The organism is Rhizobium sp. NZLR8 (assembly GCF_019685025.1).
Lineage (GTDB): Bacteria > Pseudomonadota > Alphaproteobacteria > Rhizobiales > Rhizobiaceae > Rhizobium.
Genome location: NZ_JABDVY010000002.1, coordinates 303,880 through 326,450 on the forward strand (window position 1 = coordinate 303,880; position 22,571 = coordinate 326,450).

Annotated in this window: 21 protein-coding genes; 7 read left to right on the top strand and 14 right to left on the bottom strand. The window is 61.1% G+C overall.

Annotation, left to right across the window (positions count from 1 at the left end; all coding sequences use genetic code 11):
- Positions 1 to 252 precede the first annotated feature (252 nt).
- A complete protein-coding gene (locus tag HJB89_RS05490; RefSeq protein WP_033184194.1) occupies positions 253 to 1,257 on the bottom strand; it encodes an inorganic phosphate transporter in 1,005 nt (334 codons plus the stop codon).
- The gene (locus HJB89_RS05495; protein ID WP_207584952.1) at positions 1,257 to 1,901 is read right to left on the bottom strand and encodes a DUF47 domain-containing protein; all 645 of its coding nucleotides are present in this window, start codon (positions 1,899 to 1,901) and stop codon (positions 1,257 to 1,259) included. Before HJB89_RS05495 ends, HJB89_RS05490 begins: the two co-directional genes overlap by 1 nt.
- 95 nt (positions 1,902 to 1,996) lie before the next feature.
- Here HJB89_RS05495 and HJB89_RS05500 point away from each other — a divergent pair, with 95 nt between their 5' ends.
- Positions 1,997 to 2,530 (top strand): NUDIX hydrolase, encoded by a 534-nt coding sequence (locus tag HJB89_RS05500; protein WP_207584951.1) that lies wholly within the window; start codon positions 1,997 to 1,999, stop codon positions 2,528 to 2,530.
- Positions 2,531 to 2,556: 26 nt separating this feature from the next.
- Here the strand turns inward: HJB89_RS05500 and HJB89_RS05505 are convergent, their stop codons facing one another.
- The 11 genes from HJB89_RS05505 to HJB89_RS05555 all read right to left on the bottom strand — a co-directional run bounded on the left by HJB89_RS05505 (position 2,557) and on the right by HJB89_RS05555 (position 14,066).
- Complete coding sequence (locus HJB89_RS05505) at positions 2,557 to 3,468, bottom strand: ABC transporter permease (RefSeq protein WP_207584950.1); 912 nt, start codon at positions 3,466 to 3,468, stop codon at positions 2,557 to 2,559.
- Positions 3,465 to 4,565 (bottom strand): ABC transporter permease, encoded by a 1,101-nt coding sequence (locus tag HJB89_RS05510; RefSeq protein WP_221149143.1) that lies wholly within the window; start codon positions 4,563 to 4,565, stop codon positions 3,465 to 3,467. Before HJB89_RS05510 ends, HJB89_RS05505 begins: the two co-directional genes overlap by 4 nt.
- The gene (locus HJB89_RS05515) at positions 4,565 to 6,085 is read right to left on the bottom strand and encodes an ABC transporter ATP-binding protein (protein ID WP_207584948.1); all 1,521 of its coding nucleotides are present in this window, start codon (positions 6,083 to 6,085) and stop codon (positions 4,565 to 4,567) included. The genes HJB89_RS05510 and HJB89_RS05515 overlap by 1 nt, the downstream gene beginning before the upstream one ends.
- Before the next feature lie 3 nt (positions 6,086 to 6,088).
- The gene (locus HJB89_RS05520; protein ID WP_207584947.1) at positions 6,089 to 7,186 is read right to left on the bottom strand and encodes a BMP family ABC transporter substrate-binding protein; all 1,098 of its coding nucleotides are present in this window, start codon (positions 7,184 to 7,186) and stop codon (positions 6,089 to 6,091) included.
- Between the two features lie 25 nt (positions 7,187 to 7,211).
- Entirely contained in the window at positions 7,212 to 8,591 is a 1,380-nt protein-coding gene (locus tag HJB89_RS05525) for an amidohydrolase (RefSeq protein ID WP_207584946.1), read from the bottom strand.
- Between the two features lies 1 nt (position 8,592).
- Positions 8,593 to 9,255 carry a glutathione S-transferase family protein gene (locus HJB89_RS05530; protein ID WP_221139421.1) on the bottom strand — a complete coding sequence of 221 codons (663 nt, stop codon included), beginning with the start codon at positions 9,253 to 9,255 and terminating at the stop codon, positions 8,593 to 8,595.
- The gene (locus HJB89_RS05535; RefSeq protein WP_207584944.1) at positions 9,252 to 10,097 is read right to left on the bottom strand and encodes an aromatic ring-hydroxylating dioxygenase subunit alpha; all 846 of its coding nucleotides are present in this window, start codon (positions 10,095 to 10,097) and stop codon (positions 9,252 to 9,254) included. Before HJB89_RS05535 ends, HJB89_RS05530 begins: the two co-directional genes overlap by 4 nt.
- The gene (locus HJB89_RS05540) at positions 10,094 to 10,747 is read right to left on the bottom strand and encodes a Rieske 2Fe-2S domain-containing protein (RefSeq protein WP_207584943.1); all 654 of its coding nucleotides are present in this window, start codon (positions 10,745 to 10,747) and stop codon (positions 10,094 to 10,096) included. Before HJB89_RS05540 ends, HJB89_RS05535 begins: the two co-directional genes overlap by 4 nt.
- A gap of 149 nt (positions 10,748 to 10,896) precedes the next feature.
- Positions 10,897 to 11,163, bottom strand: coding sequence for an acylphosphatase (locus HJB89_RS05545; RefSeq protein WP_221114938.1), 267 nt, complete (start codon positions 11,161 to 11,163; stop codon positions 10,897 to 10,899).
- A 251-nt stretch (positions 11,164 to 11,414) separates the two neighbouring features.
- A complete protein-coding gene (gene gabD, locus HJB89_RS05550) occupies positions 11,415 to 12,866 on the bottom strand; it encodes an NADP-dependent succinate-semialdehyde dehydrogenase (RefSeq protein WP_221149145.1) in 1,452 nt (483 codons plus the stop codon).
- A gap of 324 nt (positions 12,867 to 13,190) precedes the next feature.
- A complete protein-coding gene (locus HJB89_RS05555) occupies positions 13,191 to 14,066 on the bottom strand; it encodes a GNAT family N-acetyltransferase (protein ID WP_207584940.1) in 876 nt (291 codons plus the stop codon).
- A gap of 242 nt (positions 14,067 to 14,308) precedes the next feature.
- On the opposite strand from HJB89_RS05555, the gene argE reads away from it, so the two are divergent.
- From argE to HJB89_RS05570, 3 genes are read left to right on the top strand one after another with little or no spacing between them, the layout of a single operon-like run.
- The gene (gene argE / locus HJB89_RS05560) at positions 14,309 to 15,436 is read left to right on the top strand and encodes an acetylornithine deacetylase (RefSeq protein WP_207584939.1); all 1,128 of its coding nucleotides are present in this window, start codon (positions 14,309 to 14,311) and stop codon (positions 15,434 to 15,436) included.
- A gap of 15 nt (positions 15,437 to 15,451) precedes the next feature.
- Positions 15,452 to 16,375 carry a glyoxylate/hydroxypyruvate reductase A gene (locus tag HJB89_RS05565; RefSeq protein ID WP_207584938.1) on the top strand — a complete coding sequence of 308 codons (924 nt, stop codon included), beginning with the start codon at positions 15,452 to 15,454 and terminating at the stop codon, positions 16,373 to 16,375.
- A 14-nt stretch (positions 16,376 to 16,389) separates the two neighbouring features.
- A complete protein-coding gene (locus HJB89_RS05570; RefSeq protein ID WP_207584937.1) occupies positions 16,390 to 16,746 on the top strand; it encodes a cupin domain-containing protein in 357 nt (118 codons plus the stop codon).
- 122 nt (positions 16,747 to 16,868) lie between these two features.
- On the opposite strand, the gene HJB89_RS05575 is transcribed toward HJB89_RS05570, so the two are convergent.
- Complete coding sequence (locus HJB89_RS05575) at positions 16,869 to 17,588, bottom strand: cupin domain-containing protein (protein ID WP_207584936.1); 720 nt, start codon at positions 17,586 to 17,588, stop codon at positions 16,869 to 16,871.
- A 378-nt stretch (positions 17,589 to 17,966) separates the two neighbouring features.
- Between HJB89_RS05575 and HJB89_RS05580 the strand changes: the two genes are divergently transcribed.
- From HJB89_RS05580 to HJB89_RS05590, 3 genes are all read left to right on the top strand, one after another.
- Complete coding sequence (locus HJB89_RS05580; RefSeq protein ID WP_221149147.1) at positions 17,967 to 19,244, top strand: FAD-binding oxidoreductase; 1,278 nt, start codon at positions 17,967 to 17,969, stop codon at positions 19,242 to 19,244.
- A 126-nt stretch (positions 19,245 to 19,370) separates the two neighbouring features.
- A complete protein-coding gene (locus HJB89_RS05585) occupies positions 19,371 to 20,825 on the top strand; it encodes an aldehyde dehydrogenase family protein (RefSeq protein WP_221149151.1) in 1,455 nt (484 codons plus the stop codon).
- Positions 20,826 to 21,103: 278 nt separating this feature from the next.
- Positions 21,104 to 22,561: an NAD-dependent succinate-semialdehyde dehydrogenase gene (locus HJB89_RS05590; protein ID WP_207584933.1), complete on the top strand. Its 1,458-nt coding sequence runs from the start codon at positions 21,104 to 21,106 to the stop codon at positions 22,559 to 22,561.
- Positions 22,562 to 22,571: the final 10 nt, after the last annotated feature.

Genomic DNA, 22,571 nt, shown 5'->3' on the forward strand with positions numbered 1-22,571 from the left:
GCAAAAGGAGAAATGCGAAGAATTGATAAATGCCTATTTTTTGGGCTTTGTTATTTTCTGCTTCCGTTTTGTGCGATTACTGCTGTGGCCGCAGCCATGGGAGCGCTCTATTTGTGCAGTGCACGCAATATGGAAGTCGCGATGACGAGGACGGGGGAATGGATTCTGCCCGCCCTATTCGTCGGTATTGCCACTGGCAAAGCTCAAGAGGGGAGGGTCAATGCGAGGTGATTGCCTCGCCGTCACCTCATTTCATTGCAGCAAAGATACGAGGCCGTAGAACGCTGCGGATATTGCCGCAGCCGCCGGCATCGTTACGATCCAGGCTATCACGATGTTGCCGGCCAATCCCCAGCGCACGGCTGAAACACGACGAGCCGCGCCCACTCCAACGATTGCTCCAGTGATGGTATGCGTCGTCGAAACGGGAATACCGAGCCACGTCGCTCCGAAGAGTGTCAACGCTCCGCCCGTCTCTGCGCAGAAACCTTGCATGGGGTTGAGCCGAGTGATCTTCGACCCCATGGTATGAACGATCCGCCATCCGCCAAAGAGCGTACCGAGAGCCATTGCCGACTGGCAGGAAATGACCACCCAGAAAGGCACGTAGAATGTCGGGCCAAGATATCCTTGGCTGAACAAGAGTACCGCAATGATGCCCATCGTCTTCTGCGCATCGTTCCCGCCGTGGCCAAGCGAGTAGAGCGAAGCGGACACAAATTGCATGACGCGAAATGTCCGATCCACCGCAAACGGCGTTTGCCGGACGAATAACCAGGAGACGGCGAGCACCAGCACGAGGGCGAGCAGGAAGCCGATGGCTGGCGAAAGGAAAATGGCACCGACGGTCTTTAGGAGGCCGTTCCAGACGATCGAACTGAAACCCACCTTTGCCAGGCCGGCCCCCACCAGCCCACCGACAAGCGCATGCGACGAACTGGACGGAATTCCGAAAATCCAGGTGAGAATATTCCAAATGATAGCGCCCATCAGTGCGGCGAAGATCACTTGAGGCGAAACGATCGCAGGATCGATGATGCCGGTTCCCAGCGTTTCGGCCACATGCAGACCGAAGAACAGGAATGCGATGAAATTGAAGAACGCCGCCCAGGCGACCGCATATTGTGGCCGCAGGACGCGGGTCGAGACGATCGTGGCGATCGAATTGGCCGCATCATGCAGACCGTTGAGAAAGTCGAAGAACAGGGCGACAACGACCAGGCCGACGAGCAGCGGCAAAGCGAGGGAGGCATCCATCAGACGTTCTCGATGAGAATGCCGCTGATCTCGTTGGCGACATCCTCGAAGCGGTCGACGACTTTCTCCAGTTCTCCGTAGATTTCGCTTCCGATCATGTAGGCCATCGCATTGCCGCTGGCGCCATAACGCACAAACAGCTCCTTCAAGCCCTGGTCGTGGAGCTCATCGGAACGTCCCTCCACTCGGGTGACCTCCTCCGCGATGGCTGCGAGACGTTGCGCATTGGCTCCCAATTTGTCGAGGAGGGGTATCGCTTCGGCGACAAGGTTTGCCGCCTTGACGATTTCACTGCCCATCTGCTGCATGAGCGGATCGAAGCAGGATTGCTCGAACAAGCGGATCGTCTTGACAGTTTTGTGCATCATGTCGATCGCATCATCCATCGACTGAATAAGGTCTTTGATGTCCCCCCGGTCGAAGGGCGTGATGAAGCTTCGCCGAACGGCAAGAAGAACCTCACGCGTGACGTCGTCGGCCTCGTTTTCCAATGTGACGATACGTTCACAGTTTTTCTGAACGTCATTGCCCTTCAGGAGTTGATCGAGGGCGTGCGCCGCGGCAACGACGGTCTTCGAATGCTTGGAAAACATTTCAAAGAATCTGTCTTCCCGTGGCATCAGCTTGCGAAAAATGCTCATCATGCCTGCGAACCTTCCTCGTGCGGCCGACTGTCATAAATGTGTCATAAACACGCTCAGGCAATTGAAGCAACAAGCAAATCGGCTACTCCATCGCTATGACGCCTAGCAAAAAAGGCAGGAAGCCTAGACTGGACAAAACCCAGCCACTACTGCGGCAGCTCGCTGCTGTTCCTGAAACGCTGTTCGCCGGCGCATTCCGCCAACAATATGGCGCTATTTGCTTCCGCCATTGCAATGCCGGATCCGAGGTCGAAATCCTGGTGATCACATCGCGCGAGAGCGCACGCTGGGTCATCCCGAAAGGGTGGCCGATGAAGGGGAAAAAGCCTTTCGAAGCAGCAGCAATCGAAGCATGGGAGGAGGCAGGCGTGCGCGGGCTGGTGAAGAAGAAGCCGGTCGGACGCTATACCTATCTCAAAGAATTCGACAATGGCGATGTGGCCCCCTGTATCGTCGACATGTTTCAGATTGAAGTCACGGAAATCAGCGGCGATTTCAAGGAGCGGGATCAGCGTATTCTCGAATGGGTCAGCCCGGATGAAGCGGCACGACGCGTTCGCGAGATCGAACTCAAGTCGCTGCTCGTCCAATTTGAAGTGCGCAGTCGCAAGAAACGCGATCGCGGCTGACCGCTGACACCTTTCCGCACGATGCTCTATCGCTCGAATGGTTCGCCCAGTGAAGCGACGCCGTTCAGTTTCAGCAGGCGGCGGTCGGCGGAGATGATGCCGAGCACGATGATCGTGACGAGATAAGGCAGGCTCGAGAGCAATTGCGAGGGAACGTCCAGCCCGCTTGCCTGGGCTGCAAGCCCCATCAGCGAGACCGCACCGAAGAGGCAGGCGCCGAGGAAGATGCGACCGGTGAGCCAGGTCCCGAAGACGACCAGAGCGACGGCGATCCAGCCGCGTCCGGCGATCATTCCGTCGGCCCAAAGTGGTGTGTAGACGACCGCCGCGTAGGCGCCGGCGAAGCCGGCCATCGCGCCGCCGAAGGCGATGGCGAGGATACGGACCGATATGACCGAATAGCCGATAGCGTGGGCGGCCTTCGGGTTCTCGCCAACGGCCCGGACGATGAGACCAAGCTTGGTGTAGGCAAGTATGGCCCAGAGAGCGAGGGTCGCGGCGAGCGAAATCCACACGACGATGTCCTGGACGAAAAGACCGCCGATGACCGGGAGTTCCGACAGCCCTGGAAGAGCAAGCTTTGAAAGACCTTTGACCGTCAGGCTTTCATAGGTCTTGCCGAAAAGCGCCGAGAGGCCCTGGCCAAGGATGCCGATGGCAAGGCCGGCGGCCACCTGGTTTGCCCGGAACCCGAGCGTGACGAAGGCAAAAAGCAGGGAAAGGGCAGCGCTGCCGAGCCCTGCGGCGATGAAGCCGAGAAAATGTCCGCCGCCATGATAAACGACGATGAAGGCGAGCACGGCGCCAAGCGCCATCAATCCCTCGACCCCGAGGTTGAGGACACCAGCGCGCTCGGCCACCAGTTCGCCGAGTGCTGCCAGAAGAAACGGTGTCGCGGCAGCAAGCATGCCGGCAAGAATGAACTCGATGGCGTTCATGGCAGGCTCCGCTGGGCGGTGCGGCGCCATTCAAGACGGTAGCGCACGAAGGCGACGGCGATCAGGTAGGCGAGCAGCAGACTGCCCTGGAAGACACGGACGGCGGCGATCGGCAGGCCGGCCGAGACCATGGCATTGTCGCCGCCGATATAGATGACCGCCATGACCAGCGCCGAGACCACGATGCCGATTGGATGCAGGCCGCCGAGATAGGCGACGATGATGGCCGCATAACCATAGCCGCTCGCGACCGAACGCTGCAGCTGGCCGAGCGGACCGGCAACTTCGGCGGCGCCGGCAAGGCCGGCAGCAAAACCGCCGATCAGCAGCGAAAGCCAGATCGCCCAACCTTCCCTGAAGCCGGCGTAGCCGGCAGCCCTCGGCGCCAGGCCGCCGACCTGCAGCTTATAGCCGATGAAGCTCTTCTGCATGAAGACCCAGGCCGCAACCGACAAAACGAGGGTGATGAGGAAGGAGACGTTGACACGAGTACCGGCAATCAGGGTCGGCACCATCGCATCGTACTGGAACATCACCGACTGCGGGAAATTGAAGCCGTTCGGATCCTTCCAGGGGCCGAGCAGCAGATAGTTCAACAGTTGCGCGGCAACGAGGCTCAGCATCAGCGAAACGAGGATCTCGTTGGCGTTGAGGCGTACGCGCCAGAAGGCGGTAAGAGAAGCCCAGAGTGCGCCGCCGATGGCGCCGAGCAGCAGCATCGCCGGCCAGATCCACTGGCCCGTCGCCTGGGGAAACCAGACCGGAATGGCGGAGGCGAAGATCGCCCCAAGGATAAACTGGCCTTCGGCGCCGATATTGAAAACCTTGGCGCGAAAGCCGATTGCCAGCCCCTGGGCGATCAGGAGGAGGGGCCCAGCCTTTAAGAGCACTTCCGAAAATGAAGCCCAGGAGAGGAAGGGCTCGAAAAGCATCGCATAGACGACCGCGACGGGGTCGCGGCCCATCAAGACATAAAGGCAAAGATTAAGTGCGATCGCCCCCCCGAGCGCGATGACGGGTGCGCAGAGGGCCGCAGCCAGCGATGCATGCTCCCGGCGGACCAGGGTGGGAACGGAAGCGGGTAACCAAGCGCTCATCACTGGACTTTCTCGGGCGAGGTATGTGCCCCGATCATGTATCGGCCGATCTCCTCGGGCTTCGTGTCCCGCGTTGCGAGCGGCGGGCTGAGCCGGCCGTGATGCAGCACCTGGATGGAATCGCAGAGCTCGAACAGTTCTTCCAGTTCCTCGGAAATGACGAGGATCGCCATGCCCTGATTGCGCAATGCGACCAGGCGGCTGCGGATGGCGGATGCAGCGCCGACATCGACGCCCCAGGTCGGCTGCGCCACGAAAAGCAATTTCGGAGACAGCATGATTTCGCGGCCAACGATGAACTTCTGCAGGTTGCCGCCGGACAGGGTGCCGGCTTCCGCATCCGGACCGGGTGTGCGGACATCATACTGACGGATACAATCCTTGGTGAATGTCATCGCTCGTGCCCTTTCGATGAGACCACGCCGTAAAAGCTTGAGTGGATGGGCCGTCAGCAAGCTGTTGAGGACGAGCGACATTTCCGGCACGGCGCCGCGTCCGAGCCGGTCTTCCGGAACGAAGGCAAATCCGAGCTGCCGCCGCGCGGCGGCATCGAGCCTGCCGACATCCATTCCCATCATGTAGATCCGGTCGCGTTGTTCGCGCCCCAGCATGGTCTCGCCCGAAATCAGCGCGGCAAGCTCACTTTGGCCGTTGCCCGAAATACCGGCGATCCCAAGGATTTCGCCGGAACGCACTTCGAGACTGAGGCCGGAGAGCGGCACCGCAAAGGGATCGTCGGGCTGGTGGTCCAAACCGATGATCTCCAGCCGCTTTTCCCCGCCAGACAGCGGCAGCGCCGAGATGGGTGCCGGCATATCGCGGCCGATCATCATCCGGGCAAGGTCATGGGCGTCGTGATCGCGCGGGTCGATATCTCCGGTCACGCGTCCGCTCCGCAGAATCGTCGCGCGGTCACAGATCGCCCGAATTTCTTCGAGCTTGTGGGAAATCAGCAGGATGGAAACGCCGCCGTCGCGCAGCCGACGCAGGGTGTCGAAGAGTTTCTCCACCAGTTGCGGCGGCAGGACGGAGGTGGGCTCGTCAAGGATCAGCAGCTTCGGATTGGTCATCAGGCTTCGGATGATCTCCACCCGTTGCCGCTCGCCGACCGACAGCGCATGCACATGGGCAAGCGGATCGACTTCGAGGCCGAACTCCCGTCCAAGCGTCCGGATACGTTCCTTGAGATCAGCTTTGCGACCCGGCACCACCAGCTGAATATTCTCGATGACCGTCAATGTCTCGAACAGCGAAAAGTGCTGGAAGACCATGCCGATGCCCTTGCGCCTCGCCTCCCCGGGGGAGGCGAGGCGCAAGGGTGTTCCTTCCCAGACGACATCTCCGTCGTCCGGCTGCTCGACACCGTAAATCAGCTTCATCAGCGTCGATTTTCCCGCCCCGTTTTCTCCGAGGATCGCATGGATCGATTGCGGAGCCACATCCAGATCGATTGCCTGATTGGCATGGATCTGGCCGTAGCTTTTCGAAATGCCACGCAGCGACAGGAGCGGGGTGGTCATGAATTATTTCGGCAGCGGCGTCGAGACGCCCTTGACGTGCCAATTCATGGCTATGATCTCAGGGTCGGCCATGGTTGCGCCCGAGGCGGCACCTTCGCTGCCGTCGGCCTTGGTGATCGGCCCGGTGAAGGGCGAGAAGCTGCCGTCGGCGATCTTTGCCTCGACCTCTTTGATCTTGGTCATTACGTCGGCCGGAATATCTGGGTTCCAGTCGACCACTTCGACGACCTTGTCGGCGACGCCGAGGAACGTATTGGCCCCCTTGAACGTACCGGCGAGATGGGCATCGACCGAAGCCTTGAAGAAAGGCGACCAGTCCGTCGAGATGCAGCCGAGATAGGTTTTCGGCGCATACTTCTTCATCGACGAATTGAGGTTGAAGGCGTAGACGCCGGCGTCCTCACAGGCAGAGATGACGGATGGCGTGTCCTGCGCATTGGAGAAGATCACGTCGCACTTCTGCGCGATCAGCGCCTTGGCTGCCTCCTGCTCCTTGGCCGGGTCGAACCAGGAATTGACCCAGACGACGGAGACTTCGATATCCGGCTTCACCGCCTGGGCGCCGAGCGTAAAGGCGTTGATCGAGGTAATGAGCTCGGGAATGGCAAAGGCCGAGACGGAGCCGAGCTTGCCGGTCTTGGAAAGCGCCGCCGCGGCCATGCCGAGCAGATAGGTGCCCTGGAAATATTTGGCGGCGAACGGCGAGAAATTCGGAGCAACCTGGAAGCCGGAGGCATGCAGGACCGTCACGCTCGGATCACGGCGGGCGATCTGCAGGGCGCCGTTCTGATAGCCGAAGGAGCCGGCAATCAGGAACTTATTTCCGTCGGCGACGGTCTTGGTCATGATGCGGTCGGCGTCCGGGCCTTCGGCGATATTCTCAAGCACCGTGACCTTCACCTTGTCGCCGTAAGCGGCCTTGATCGGCTCGAGACCGGCGGCAAGGGCGTGCCCCCAGCCTACGTCGCCGATCGGCGAAGGGACGACGAGGGTGATGCCGAGCGGCTGGTCGGCGGCGAAGGCAAGACGGCGGCCGAGCGCGCCGGCAAGGCCGGTGGCGGCAGCGGCCGTCATCAGGTTTCTGCGGGTCAATTTGGTCATGTTCACGCGTTCCCTTTTTTGGTTTTTAGAATTTCACGGCTGCGAGTGCAGCCTCGGCGTCGGCAGAAAGCTTGGCCTCGTCGAGACCTGGGAATTCCCCCTTCTGCCAGACGATGCGGCCATTGATCATCGTCATGTCGGTCGCCATGCCGATGCCGACGCGGGCAATCAGGCTCAACGGATCGTGCCGCGTACCGACATAATCCATGCGGCGCGTGTCAATCGCAAACAGGTCGGCTGCCATGCCGGGCGCCAGTCGGCCGATGTCGCGCCTGCCGAGCAGGCTCGCACCGCCTGTCGTGCCGTAGCCGAGGAAATCGACGGGCGGCGGCACGGGATGGGCGCGGCTGGAGGAGACCAGGCACTGCAGCATATAGGCGGAGTGCAGGCAGTGCATCAGGTTGGAATTGTCGTTGGAGGCGGCCCCGTCGCAACCAAGGCCGATGCGCAGGCCGAAGGCGGCCATGGCGGGAATGTCGGTGACTTCAGCGCCGACCAGATAGACCGGCTCCGGGCAGTGCGCCACGCCGGTGCGGCTCGCCGCCATCTTCCTGAGTTCGTCGTGGCTCAACTCCCAGCAATGGGCATAGAAGGTGTCCGGCCCGGCAAAGCCGACTTCTTCCAGATAATCGACCGTGCGCATGCCATGGCGAGCATGAATGACCGGGCTTTCGCCCTCGCCGACATGGGTGTGCATCATGACGCCGCGATCACGCGCCAGCGCCACCGATTCCGCAAAGGTCTCGCGATAGCAATTCACCGGCTGGCAGGGCGCCACCACGACCTGGCGCATGCTGAAGGGGTTGGCATCGTGGTAAGTGTCGATCAGCCGGGCGCAGTCGGCGATGAATTCATCGGTCGTTTCCAGCATCTCGTCGGGAATGGTCGAGCCCTCCGACTTCGGCAGGGTATTGCCGCCGCGGCCGGCGTGGAAGCGCATGCCGAACAGTTCGGCTGCTTCGAACTGGCGGTCGATCAGCCGCTTCCCGGCGTGCCGCGGGAAATTGTATTGATGGTCAAAAGCCGTGGTACAGCCATGTTTGATCATCTCGGCCATCGCCGTGACGGAGGAGTGGTAAAAACACTCCTCGTTGAGCTGCGAAAAGATCGGGTAGATCCAGTCCAGCCACTCGATGACCGAAAGCTTCGTCCAGTCGAGATCGGCGCGATTGCGCACGAAGCATTGGAAAAAATGATGATGGGTGTTGACGAGGCCGGGATAGACGAACCAGCCGGCAGCATCCTGAACAGTCGTGCCGGCGAAAAGCGCGTCCGCCGCCAGATTTTCGCCGATCGCCACAATCGCCGAACCGTCGGTCAGGAGATCGACATGGCGACGGACGACCGGCCCCTTGCCCTCGTCGACGATCACGGCCGCGCAGTTCTTCAGGAGATAGCCGGTCATGTCACGCCTCGCCCGGTTCTTCGATATGAGGTTCGGGCTTCAATTCGTGCAGCCGGTGAATACCCGGCATTTCGATAAACTTGTCGAGGGCTCGCAGCGCCCGCGACCAGAGCCGGATGGCGGGATAAGCATCCAGCGTCACGCCCCCATCGGGCGCCAGCGCCACATAGGGAAAGCAGGCGATGTCGGCAATTGTCGGCCGGTCGGCGGCAAGAAAGCGCACGCCGCGAAGACCCTGCTCGACGAGCCCGGCCTCGAGCTCGCGAAGTGCGGCGATACCCTGGGCCTGCAGCGCGCCGATATCGCCCGGCCGCAGCAGCATCTCATGAAGTCGCGCGCCGCCGAGGTTTGCCGTCAGCCGGCCGGAGAACGACAGCCATTGCTGCACCTGGGCCGCTTCCCGCGCCGCGCCATTACCAAGCCATTCGGGTGCTGCCTTGGCGGCGAGATAGACGAGAATCGCCGACGACTCGGTCAGGATCAGATCACCATCCTCCAGGATCGGAATGGAGCCTGCCGGATTGAGGGTGAGAAGCTCGGGGCCGCGATGCTCGGCGCCGGGATGGAAATCCACCGGACGAAGTTCCAGCTTCACGCCGGTCAGCGCCGCCATCAGGCGCACCTTGTAGCAGCTGGGGGAAAGAATGTAGTCGTAGAGCCTCATTGCGCCACCAGCTGTGCGCCGTAAGTATAATTGTGACGCTTGAGCCAACGCCGGTAAGCGATCGATGTCAGATCGGCCCGCGTCGGGATTTCCATACCGGGATCAAGCGGCAGGAGCCGCGGGATCTGGTTTTCGAGGATCGAACGGTCTTGCAGGAAGATCGTCTGCTGGAAGTGGATGAGGTCGGTCATCGCAGTTTCGTCGTCGAAGAGCGCCATCCACGGCCAGACGTCGCACAGGTCCTCGGCCAGCGGCTGCACGAAGAGCGTGATGACATCCCATTCGCTCGGGCGCGGCGGGCAGGTCTTGTAGAGCACGGAACAGGTCGGTGCCGGCACGCGGTACATATACTCCGTGGTGATCCCGCCGCTTGCCGACTTGGAGGCCTGCGGCTGGTAAAACTTCACCTGCGTTGCCCAGACTTCGTCCTCCTCCTCGCGGATCTCGACCTTGTAGTTCTGAACCTCCGTGTGCGGCTCTGCACCGAGAATGTCGGTGTGGACGAAGGGGAAATGGGCAATGTCGAGGAAGTTCTCGACGGCGCGCAGGGGCGAGCAGCGTACCCGCACCACGCCGACGTCGACGAAACGGCGGCCGGGCTGGTCGGCCTCGGGGATCGGGAAAATATCCTTCTTCGGCTCGCCGAGGGAAGACCAAACATGGCCGTAACGTACGCGCACCGGCAGAACACGGCCGTCGCCGGCCGTTACCCGCGCATTGCCATCGGCGTCGCTCGCCACTTCGATCGGCTCGCCCATCAACGCCGTCCTGCGACCGGGGCTCTCAAGCTGACTGAAAAGCCCGACCGGATACCATTCGTCGATCATCGCCTGCATCCTCACCGCGCGATCTCCTTTTTCTGAAGACCTTCAGCCCGGCGGCGCAGGCCTTCGGCGGCCCGCGAAGCGCCGATGGCGACGGCGGGGCCGACGTCACCCTTCAGCAGCACATGGATCAGCGTCTGCCCATCTTCCTGAGCGGATAATAGCAGACAGAAGCTGCCCGTGGATGCGTCGATCTCGATAAGACCGTCAGGGTTCGCCTTCACGCCGGCTGCCGCCTCGATCGCGGCAGTGCCGGCAAACGCCGTCAGCGAGCGCAGGGGCATGAGGCCGTCAAGCCTCGGCGGCTTCGAAGTGGGCGTGCCGACCGCCACCCAGATCACGCTGCCCGCTTCCTCGACGTCATGGGTGGCGACACGGATGGTTTCCGGCGGCGCCAGCCCCGGATGGGCGGGAATGCGCAGACAGTTTCCGGCCTGACCATAGCTCCAGCCGTGATAGATGCAGGAAAGTGCCTCGCCGCGCACGAAGCCATGGGACAAACGCATGCCGCGGTGCGGACAGCGATCCGCCGATGCCGATATACGCCCCAAAGCGCTGCGCCAGAGGGCTATCGATCCAGATGCCGTCCGGGCCGGCATGACGGTTGCGGCCGGCAGATCCCGGGAAAGGGCGACTGGCGTCCAAAAGCCGGTCGTATCGGATGGCATGACTAGACTTCCTGAACCATACTATGTTTTGTAGAGCACGCTCCACCTTGGCCTCAAGGCAGTTGCGCTCAAGGCCTCACGTTTGCATAGTTATTTCGCATTGGCAATATTGATTAAATAATATGCACATCGCAAAACCGCATTTGGTGTCAGGCCGTTTCTCCGATGATCGCCGTGCGTTCTATGCTCTCGACCCATACGTCGATTGGCCCCAGCGAGCACCCCACCTCCATCATGTCGATCAAATCCTCCGGTCCTGAAAGCTCGAGTTCGATCCGCATCGAACTTGTATGAGATATGCTGTGCGAGAGCCCGAGCTTGGCGGCATGGCGCCGGATCCAGGGGACAAAGGACGCAGCCTCGAGATCACCGACAATCGTCATCCGCTCCTGAAGGTGGCTTGTATCTTGTCCCATGCTCGCCCTTGCTTTTCCTGCACCATAGCGCCTGGATGAACTTGCGAAAGGGTCATCATCGAATCGAGGATACGCCGTCGGAGTTTGCTCTGCAAAAGGCCGGTGACCCTCCACGATGCTCAGCTTGCACCGTGGTGAGCCGACAGGTCGATGACGCCGCCTCGACGGCAAGCCCATAGCCATGACGGCCGTTTCTCGAAAAGAACAGAAATCGTGGATGGGCTATGCTTGTCTTGGGCCTTGTTTTGGCCTCAGGCGATGCCGCCGAGGCAGACATATTTGATTTCGGTGAATTCCTCGATGCCGTATTTCGAGCCTTCGCGGCCGAGGCCGGAGAGCTTGACGCCGCCGAAGGGGGCTTCGGCCGTCGAGATCAGCCCGGTATTGACGCCGACCATGCCGTATTCCAGCGCTTCGGCGACCCGGAAGACCCGGGCGAGATCCTTGGCGTAGAAATAGGAGGCGAGACCGAACTCGGTGTCGTTGGCCTGGGCGATCACATCGCCTTCGTCCTTGAAGCGGAAGAGTGGAGCCACCGGTCCGAACGTCTCTTCCTTCGCCACAGCCATGCCAGCGGCGACGTCGGCCAGCACCGTCGCCTCATAGAAGCGCCCGCCGAGCCGATGGCGATGCCCGCCGGCAATGACCCGGCCGCCCTTGGAAAGCGCATCGGCGACATGCTCTTCGACCTTGGCAAGTGCTGCCTCGTCGATCAGCGGGCCGAGATTGATGCCCTCGTCGAAGCCGTTGCCGGTCTTCAGCGCTCCGACGGCCTTCGACAACTTCTCGGCAAAGGCGTCATAGACACCCTCCTGCACATAGAGGCGGTTGGCGCAGACGCAGGTCTGGCCGTTGTTGCGGAACTTGGCGATCAAAGCACCTTCCACGGCCGCATCGAGATCGGCATCGTCGAAGACGATGAAGGGGGCGTTGCCGCCGAGTTCCAGCCCAAGCTTCTTGATGGTCGCGGCGCTCTGCCTGTAAAGCTCGGTGCCGACTTCGGTCGAGCCGGTGAAGGTCAGCTTGCGTACGACGGGGCTTGCGGTCATCTCGCCACCGATGGCGCGCGCCGAGCCGGTCAAGACGCTGAACAGGCCTTTGGGGAAGCCGGCGCGCTCGGCAAGGATGGCAATGGCAATTGCCGAAAAGGGCGTCTGCGAGGCCGGCTTCAACACCATGGCGCAGCCGGCGGCAAAGGCCGGCCCCGCCTTGCGGGTGATCATCGCATTCGGGAAATTCCACGGGGTGATGGCGGCAACGACGCCGATCGGCTGCTTCATCACCAGAATGCGCTTGTCCTTCTGATGGCCGGGAACGATGTCGCCGTAGACACGCCGCGCCTCCTCGGCAAACCATTCGATGAAACTCGCGCCATAGGCGATCTCGCCCTTGGCTTCAGTAAGCGGCTTGCCCTGTTCTGATGTCAGGATGCGGCCGAGATCGTCCTGATTGTCCATCATCAGCTGGAACCAGCGCCGCAGGATCACCGACCGTTCCTTGGCGGTGCGGGCTGCCCATTCCTTCTGCGCAATCTCGGCTGCGGCAATCGCCGCCTTGGTTTCCGCAGCCCCCAGATTGGGAACGCGGCCGATGATCTCGCCGGTCGCGGGATTATCCACGGCGATCGCATTGTCCCCGGCCTCGATCCAATCGCCGCCGACCAATGCGGCCTGCCGAAACAAAGTTGCGTCCTTCAATTCCATGACTGTCTCCTCAGATAGACCATTTCTGTTTCTTCGAGTCGCGGGGATGCTCTATCTCTTTTCGTGTTTGTGCAATCCACCACACAATTTTGCGGGAATGGGCTCGACACCTCAGGCACGCGATCGCCGACAACTGCCCATCCGGCTGCCGCCACCGACCGGGGTCGAGCCACGGGTCTCGACCCGTCCTTCGAACCCCCGTAAACGGGCGAATGCCGCGGCCTCTCCGTCACCAGGGTCTTGTAGGGCACGTCCCTTCTGCCCGTCAGTACGGGGGAGAAGGTAATCCATCAGCGTAAAATTAGATTTCGCCAGTCCATTACACTAGCTTAGCGCATGGCCGGCCAAACCATAAACCGCCGGTTCGCCGCTCTGCCTATTTAAGAAATTACGCCCCTTGGACATGGTCGTAACGGTATCGGAGACGGCGAGCCGGCTCTGTTGAAGGAACTCGGCGAACAGGCCTTTCTCTCGGGTATCAACACGTGCGAACCCGCCTGCCAAATCCTTGAGATGCACGGCGGCAAGATTGATCGCGTCCTGATCATTGCTTGCCACGATCGGACCAATCACATGGCCACGCCCGAACTCGCGGCACATGGAATAGCCGACGATTTCGTCGCCTCGCCGGAGTGTGCAAATGGACGCCCCCTCAGCAAGCAAAGCGATCAACTTGCCGCGATCGGTGCCGAAGGCTCGCGTATCGAGAGCGTTGATCTCCTCGATTTTGTCGCTGGACAGTTCGCTCAACTGCCCATTCAGCTCCGGCAGGGGAGGAAGCTTCGGCCCAACATCTCCCTGGTATTGATAGACAATCGCTTCCTTGGTGAAATCGAGCGAAACATAAAGTCTGTAAGCTGCATGGGTCGAATTCAAGCTCAGATTGCGGTCGCCGCACTGCTCGAACACTTGGTCCATGAGCCATCGCCCGGTCCCTTGCGCCTGCGTGCGAGGCGAGGTGATCACCAGCCCGATCGTGGCGAAATCATCGCCATGCGGAAACCACATCGCACTTCCGAAGACGCGTCCTATGCCATCGACCGCAACGATGCCAAGCCCAGCGCGCCGCAGGAGATCCCAGTCTTTGGGCCGGTGCGGCCAGCCGACGCCGATCGACAGCGCGTGAAGCAGGCTGACATCGACACTGTTTATATCCTGCGCGATCAATTCGAATGATTTCAGGCGCACTGATTTTTGCATTTTCGGATATCCGCTCCGTTCGCCGGATCACCAAGCTCCACTGGAGGTAGACAGTGTCTTTGATCATGCGCCGATTGCAACCAAGTCACAATATTGCACACCAAGGCCGGCAGGATTGGCTTGTTCATCGCAACAATTCGAAATCTTCAGCTGAACCGAAGCCCTACTCAGCAGGTAAAACGCATCCCTGCGCTTAGGCTTAGTAACATCTAGACCACTCTGAAGGCAACTTGGTCACTCCCATGGACGTCAAAGAAATTCTCGCAAGGTTGATCGCATTTCCCTCCGTTGTCGGCACGCCGAATGGCGCGATTGCCGACTGGATACGTAACTATTGCCGGAAGGCGGGAGCCGATGTGACGGTCCATCTCGGCCCGGAAGGTGACCGGTACAACCTTTTCGCGACTGTCGGACCGCGCGAAGGCCAGGGTTACATTCTGTCCGGGCACATGGATGTCGTGCCGGCCGGCGAACGGGAATGGAGTTCGGATCCTTTCGTTCTGCGCGCCGAGGAAGGCAGACTTTACGGACGTGGCACCAGCGACATGAAAGGCTTTCTCGCCTGCGCCTTGGCCGCATTGCCGAAGCTTGCCGCCATGAACCTGCGACGGCCAATTCACCTTGCCTTCTCCTATGACGAGGAGGCAGGCAGCCGCGGCGTACCGCATCTCATCGCCGAGCTGCCAAACCTGTGCAATGCACCGTTGGGGGCGATCATCGGCGAGCCGAGCCGGATGCAGGCCGTTCGGGCGCACAAAGGCAAGGCGGCTGTCCGCCTCGAGGTGATCGGGCGCTCGGGTCATTCCTCACGCCCTAATCTGGGGCTTAACGCCATTCATGCCATGGCCAATCTGATCACCGAGATTGCGGAATACGGCAAGTCCCTGACGAACGGGCCCTTCCACCATGATTTCGCGCCTCCCTACTCGTCATTGCAGGTTGGCGTCATTACTGGCGGCCAGGCGGTCAATATCATTCCGGATCGCTGCACCGCCGATATCGAGGTCCGCGCTGTGCCGGGTATCTCCCCGTCATCTCTGCTGGAGCCGGTAAGGGCCAGGCTTGCGGCTCTCAAAGACCAGGGCTTCGAGGTGGGCTGGCACGAGCTGAGCGCTTACCCGGGACTTGCGCTCCCTGAAGGCAGCGACCTCGCAACGCTGCTGATGAAATTGACGGGGCAGGAGCCGCTTGCCGCCGTAAGCTATGGCACGGAGGCCGGGCTCTACCAGCAGGCTGGCATCGATTCCATCATCTGCGGTCCTGGGGATATTGGTCGCGCACACCGGCCTGACGAATACATCGAAGTTGGCGAGCTCGCGGCATGCCAGACGATGATCGAGGAACTCGGCACCCATCTTGCCGAAGGCTGAAAGAAGGCGATTTTCATGGCGTTTCTCTTCAACTCCGATGCCACACGCGGTGCGGTTTTCCAGGAGATTTTTGCGCGCGAACTGCCGGATCTGGAGTTCGTCGGGCAGGGCCAGCCGGTGGATCCGCAAAGGGTGCGGTATCTTCTGACATGGACGATCCCAGGCGATATCTCGCGTTACCGCAATTTGGAAGTTTTGTTTTGTATCGGCGCCGGCGTCGATCAGCTCAAACAGGGCAGCCTACCGGACCATGTAGCGGTCGTCCGCATGGTCGAGGACGGCATTATCCGGATGATGGAAGAATACGTCACTCTCGGCGTCCTGACGCTCCACCGGGAGATGCTCGCTTACCGGGAGCTGCAGCGACAGTCTGTCTGGCAGACGCTCGCCGCGCCGCAGGCCGCTCGGCGCCGAATAGGCTTTCTGGGCCTCGGCATTCTGGCGCAGGCGGCGATCGAACGCTTGAAGCCCTTCCAATTTCCGCTCGCAGGATGGAGCCGAAGCGAGAAGCAAATCGACGGCGTTACCTGCCACTATGGCACGGATGGACTGGCCGCCTTTTTGGCGAAGACCGACATCCTGGTCTGTCTGCTGCCGCTGACCGACGAGACGCGCGGCATCCTCAATGCCGAGCTCTTCGCACAGCTGCCGGCCGGCGCACGGCTGTTGCATGTGGGCCGCGGGCCGCACCTTGACCACGCGGCTTTGATCGAGGCTCTCGATAGCGGCCGTCTTGCCGCGGCGATGCTCGATGTCACCGATCCCGAGCCGCTGCCGGCAGAACATCCACTCTGGCAACATCCGAAAGTAGCGATTACGCCGCACACCGCCTCCGTCACGCAACCGGAAACGGCGGCGCAATCGGTCACTGAAAATATTCGGCGCCACCGCGCCGGCGAAAAGCTGATCGGCCTGGTCGATCGGACACGCGGTTATTAAACGAGGAAAATGACATGTCGTTTCTGTTGACCATCGATACCGATCCAAACTTCGCCCCAAAACAGGCCGTGCCGGACGCAGAACGGCTGATTTCAGGCAATCCCACCTACAAGACCTGGGCGCAAGATGCCTCAAAAGGCGAGAAGGTGCTGACCGGCATTTGGGAAGCGACGCCCGGCGAGCACCATTCCATCAAGGGCACGGTCTACGAGTTTTGCCACATCATTTCCGGTGTCGTTGAAATCGACGAAAAAGACGGCGAGACGAAGACTTATCGCGCCGGCGACAGCTTTGTGATGAAGCCCGGTTTTGTCGGCGTCTGGCGTACCATCGAGACCGTGCGCAAGATCTACGTCTGCGTTTACGACTGAGCGACTGCCAACGGCGCTCGCCCGAAAGATGGGCGCGCCTGCCGCATAGAAGCACCGAAGGCCGGCAGAAGGGTAAGCCTCAACATTCGGCGTTCTATCCGCAGACGAGGCCGCTGATCCGGTTAAATCTCCAGGCCTTCGACGATGGCGAAGATCTTCTTGAGGTTGCCGTGGATCGATAGGCGGTTGATCGTCCCGCGACCGACGAAGATCGCGTCTCCCGCCTCGACTGACGTTTTCGTACCGTCTCCATCGGTCACATCAGCCTGCCCCTCCAGGATGTACATCAATTCATGGACGGGATGAGGGCGCGACAGCCGGACGTGCGGCGTCGTCGCCCAGACACCTGTTCGAAAGCCGACCGCCTCGTCGGAAAATGCCCTGAAGTGACTGCACTGAGGTGTGTCCCCCTCCACGAACTGCGCCGGAGGCGGCGGGGAGGGGGCAAGTGCAACCTGCCTATCGATCGCCACGACGCCTTGCGTGCTCAATGTTGGCGCGATCGTCGCACAGAAGATCCAGCGGGTGCCTTTTTCCGCTTCCGCTGTGACGTCCTTGCCCCGGCCGATGACCACGCTGTCGCCGGATGTGAGATCAAACGTTGAGCCGCCCGAATGCAGGACAAGTCGCCCTGCCACGACAACCAGGGATTCCGTATGGGGAAAACTGGCGATGGAGGCTTTTCCGTTCCAATGCACTGATCCAGCGGAAACCCCGCTGGAAGCGCTCCAGACGATATCGCGGCCGGCTCCGAATATGTCGTCTGGCCCTAAGGTGCGTCGCTGGCCCTCCGGAGCATATCCGCTTTTCGCCTCGAAGAGGAGGATGGTCTTACCGGTCATCGTCTGACTCCCAATTTGGTGCGACATTCATAGGTCTGGTGCTGGTGCCGATTGGGCCGCAAGCCGATTTACCGGGCCAGGCCAGGCTCGTTCCCAGTCCTTTGGAGTCGGCCCGATGCAGCACCACTTCGGCAACAGCTGAGCATCATTGGGCATGATCTACTCCTGGAAGCACCTCTGGACCGAATTCTGCGTAGATCCTAATCTGTGGCTTCAAGGGGTGGGCTGCGGAGTTGGCGCATAAACAGAATATCCTGTGGTTTGCTGCCCCCAACACAGGCAATTGTTGCGAAACAAGGCCGCCTGCGCCGCACCTCTCCAGCGCGAGCAGGCATATACTTCATACTTCGGATCAGACGAGCATAAGGGCATGCGCCAATGAAATTTGCTTCCTACTGGCATGACACCTCAATCCCATTCGCCGGAGGCATCGTCGACCCCGTCTCGGGAGATTTCGAGGTTGCAGTGATCGGTGCTGGCTTCACGGGGCTCAACGCCGCGCGCACACTGGCGCAATCCGGTGTGAAGGTCGCTATGTTGGAAGCCGAGCACGTCGGGTATGGTGCCTCCGGCCGCAATGGCGGGCACCTTAACAGCGGTCATTTCGCAAGCTTCAGTGCCGCCAGGCAGCATCTCGGAGAAGACCGGGCGCGCCGCTTGTGGCGAGCCTATGATGACTCGATCGACATGATCGAACGGATCATCGAGGAAGAAAAGATCGCCTGCGATTTCCGCAGGGGCGGCAAGCTCAAGCTTGCCTCGAAGCCCTCTCATGTCGGCAAGCTGCAGGCGATGTCAGACGAAATCCGTCGCGAGGTCGACCCGTCAGCCGAATGGCTCACGCGTGAGGACCTCCGCAAGGAGGTGCTATCGGATGCCTTCCATGGTGGGATTCTCTATCCGAAATCCGCCATGATGCACATGGGACGCTACGCCAACGGCGTGGCGCAGGCGGCCCGTCGCCATGGTGCTGCGATCTGGGAGCGAAACCCGGTCACCGGCCGCGAACGCGTGCCGAATGGATGGCGGCTAACCACACCGACCGGCTCGCTTACTGCGCGCCAGGTCATCCTGGCGACCGATGCCTATACGCCAAGCGTCTTTAACTATTTCCGCCGGAGGCTCATGCCGATCGCTTCCTTCATCATTGCGACGCGCCCGCTCACGCCGCAGGAGGTCGCCGCGACGGTTCCGGGCAACCGCAACTTCACCAACTCGCTCAACATCGCCAACTATTTCCGCCTGACGCCCGACAACCGCATGCTGTTCGGGGGGAGGGCAAGATTTTCGACTGTGTCGAACCAGAAAACCGACGTCAGCTCTGGCCAGCTTCTGCGCCAGCAGATGCTCGGCATGTTTCCGCAGCTTGCCGACGTCGAGATCGACTATTGCTGGGGCGGCCTCGTCGGTTGCACGCAAGACCGTTATCCCCGCGCGGGCAGCGCCGAGGGTGTGATTTACAGCATGGGCTATTCCGGCCACGGAGCCCAGTTGTCGACCTTCATGGGTAACGCCCTGGCGAATATGGCGATGGGGCGCAAAGACGCCAATCCACTCGACGGCTTCGCCTGGCCCGCCGTTCCGATGCATACCGGGAATCCGTGGTTCCTGCCGATCGTCGGCACCTATTACCGCATGAAGGACCTGCTGCCCTGACCGATCCTGGCGCCGCCCCGGTCGCGGCTAGACGGCCTCACCTGGGGACGGCCGACGACGTCATGGACGGCCACCCCTGGTCCCTGCCGATCCTCCGCGCAATTGCCGCATGAAGGACCTTGTAAGATGATCACGCCTCTCGAACACCTGTCCCGCAACGGTCGTCTGGACAAGTTCTTCATCGACGGTCGATGGCTCGAACCCAAGGGCACCGCCAAGGGCGTCGTGGTCAACCCTGCCACGGAAGAGGTGGTGACCCACTTTGCGCTCGGAAACGCCGAGGATGTCGATGCGGCTGTTTCCGCCGCCCGACGGGCCTTCGCCACCTGGAGCCGGACCAAACCGGAATACCGTGCGGGTCTGCTTGATCGCCTGCAGGCGCTGCTCGAAGCCCGTAGCGAACTGTTTGCGCAATGCTTGAGCCTCGAAATGGGCGCGGCGATCGGATATTCGCGCACCGCGCAGGTGCCGCTGGCGATCGCCCATGTCAAGGTCGCTCGCGAGGTCCTGGAAGCTTTCCCCTTCGTCAAGCAACGCGGCCACACCGCCATCACCCACGAACCGATCGGTGTCTGCGCACTGATCACGCCATGGAACTGGCCGCTCTACCAGATCACCGCCAAAGTTTCGCCGGCACTCGCCGCAGGCTGTACTGTCGTGCTGAAGCCCAGCGAGCTTTCCCCCCTCAACGCGCTGCTGTTTGCAGAGACGATCGAGGAAGCCGGCTTCCCCTCCGGCGTCTTCAACCTCGTCAATGGTGACGGCCCGTCCGTCGGTTCGGTCCTCGCGTCGCATCCCGATGTCGACATGATTTCCATTACCGGCTCAACCCGTGCCGGTATCGCAGTGGCTCAGGCAGCCGCGCCGACTGTCAAGCGCGTCGCGCAGGAGCTTGGCGGCAAGTCACCGAACGTGGTCCTGCCGGACGCCGATCTCGATCGAGCCGTTTCCTTAGGCATAGCGGCTGCTTTCCGCAATCTCGGCCAATCATGCAGCGCGCCGACGCGGATGATTGTGCCGTGCACGCGGCTCTCCGAGATCGAGTCGCTTGCCAAGAGGGCCGCAGATGAGATCGTCGTCGGTGATCCCCGTTCAAACGCCACCACGCACGGTGCGATCGCCAACCGCGCCCAGTTCGATCGGATCCAGACCATGATCGGCGTCGGGATTGCGGAAGGCGCGACGCTCGTTGCCGGCGGAGAGGGTCGCCCAGCCGGTCTGAATGCCGGGTTCTACGTTAAACCGACGGTTTTCTCGGACGTGCGCACAGACATGCGCATCGCCCAGGAGGAAATCTTCGGCCCGGTCCTCTGCCTTATTCCCTATGACACGGTGGACGAAGCCATCGCCATCGCCAACCATACCGTCTACGGCCTGGCTGCGCATGTGCAGGGCAAAAATATAGACATCGTCAAGGACGTCGCGTCACAGATCCGCTGCGGTCAAGTGCATCTGAACTATCCGGTCTGGGATCCACACGCGCCTTTTGGCGGCTTCAAACAATCTGGAAATGGACGCGAATTCGGCATTGAGGGCATGCTCGAATACCTCGAAGTCAAATCCATCCTCGGATACTTCTAGGGCATCCGTCAACGCTGGCCGATGGCTCCTTCTGCACGTCCTCCCGACCTTTGAAGGCCATCAGCCGAAGCGTCAAGGCAACAACCGAATCTGACTGTCGCCTCGCGCAAAACGTTATTTTCCACCGCTCTGGCACCCGCAGTCGATGCATGCTGCTTGCCCTGTTTCGCTAAGCTCAGCCCGGGAACACGTCGAGGGCTGCGATGGCGGCACGGGACGAAATTCATTCATCACGGTGGCTCTTGCAGCCGACGACCAATGGTCCGAGAGGAAACGATATGCTTGAGTTGAAAGACAAAGACCTTTTTCAGCAGGCCGGCCTGATCGACGGGATCTGGTCGAGGGCAGCGTCGGGCAAAACGGTGAGCGTCGCCAATCCGGCCACCCAGGCAAGCCTTGGCACTGTCCCGGATATGGGAACCGCCGAGACCCGCGCGGCGATCGGCGCAGCCCAGGCCGCTTTCACCCTATGGAAGAAGAGGACGCATGCCGAGCGTGCGGTTCTGCTCGAGCGTTGGTATGCGCTGATGATCGAAAATCTCCAGGATCTTGCGCTGCTCATCACGCTCGAGCAGGGCAAGCCTCTCGATGAATCTCGCGCCGAGGTCCGTTACGGTGCCTCCTTCGTCAAATGGTTTGCCGAAGAAGCCCGCCGCATCGGCGGCCACACCATTCCCTCGCCAACACCGGATCGCCGCATCATCGTCCTCAAGGAAGCGGTCGGCGTCTGCGCGATCGTCACCCCGTGGAATTTTCCGATCGCGATGATCACCCGAAAGGTGGCGCCCGCCTTGGCGGCCGGCTGCACGGTTGTCATCAAGCCTTCGGAATTCACCCCCTATTCGGCGCTCGCCATGGGTATCCTTGCCGAGCGCGCCGGCATTCCGGCAGGGGTGATCAATATCGTCACCGGCATGCCGACTGAGATCGGCAACGAGTTCATGGCAAACGCGACGGTGCGGAAAATCTCCTTCACCGGCTCGACCCGGATCGGCTCGCTTCTGATGCGCGGCGCCGCCGACAGCGTCAAGCGGCTCTCCCTCGAACTCGGCGGCAATGCGCCGTTCATCGTCTTCGATGATGCCGATCTCGATCTCGCGGTCGAAGGCGCAATCCTGTCCAAGTTCCGCAACGGCGGCCAGACCTGCGTCTGCGCCAACCGCATCTTGGTACAGGCCGGCGTGTATGATGCCTTTGCCGAGAAACTCGGCGCCAGCGTCAACGCCATGAAGGTCGGCCCCGGTACGGAGCCGGGCAATGTCATCGGCCCGATGATCAACGCTGCGGCGATCGAGAAAATCAACCGCCATGTCGACGACGCTCTGGCCAAAGGCGCCAAGATCGCCGCACGGGGCAGCACGGTGGCGGAAGGCAGGCAATACGCCGCGCCGATGGTGCTGACGGAGGCGACAACCGACATGCTGCTTGCCAGCGAAGAGACCTTCGGCCCGGTTGCACCGCTCTTCCGCTTCGAGACGGAAGACGAAGCGATCACAATCGCCAACGGCACACCCTTCGGCCTTGCCGCCTACTTCTACACCGAAAACCTGAAGCGCTCCTGGCGCGTCGGCGAAGCGCTCGAATTCGGCATGATCGGGCTCAACACCGGCGCGATCTCGACCGAAGTCGCCCCTTTCGGCGGCGTCAAGCAGTCTGGCCTCGGCCGGGAGGGAGCCCAGGTTGGCATCGAGGAATATCTCGAAATGAAGAGCTTCCACATTGGTGGGCTGAGCTGAGCCCGAAACG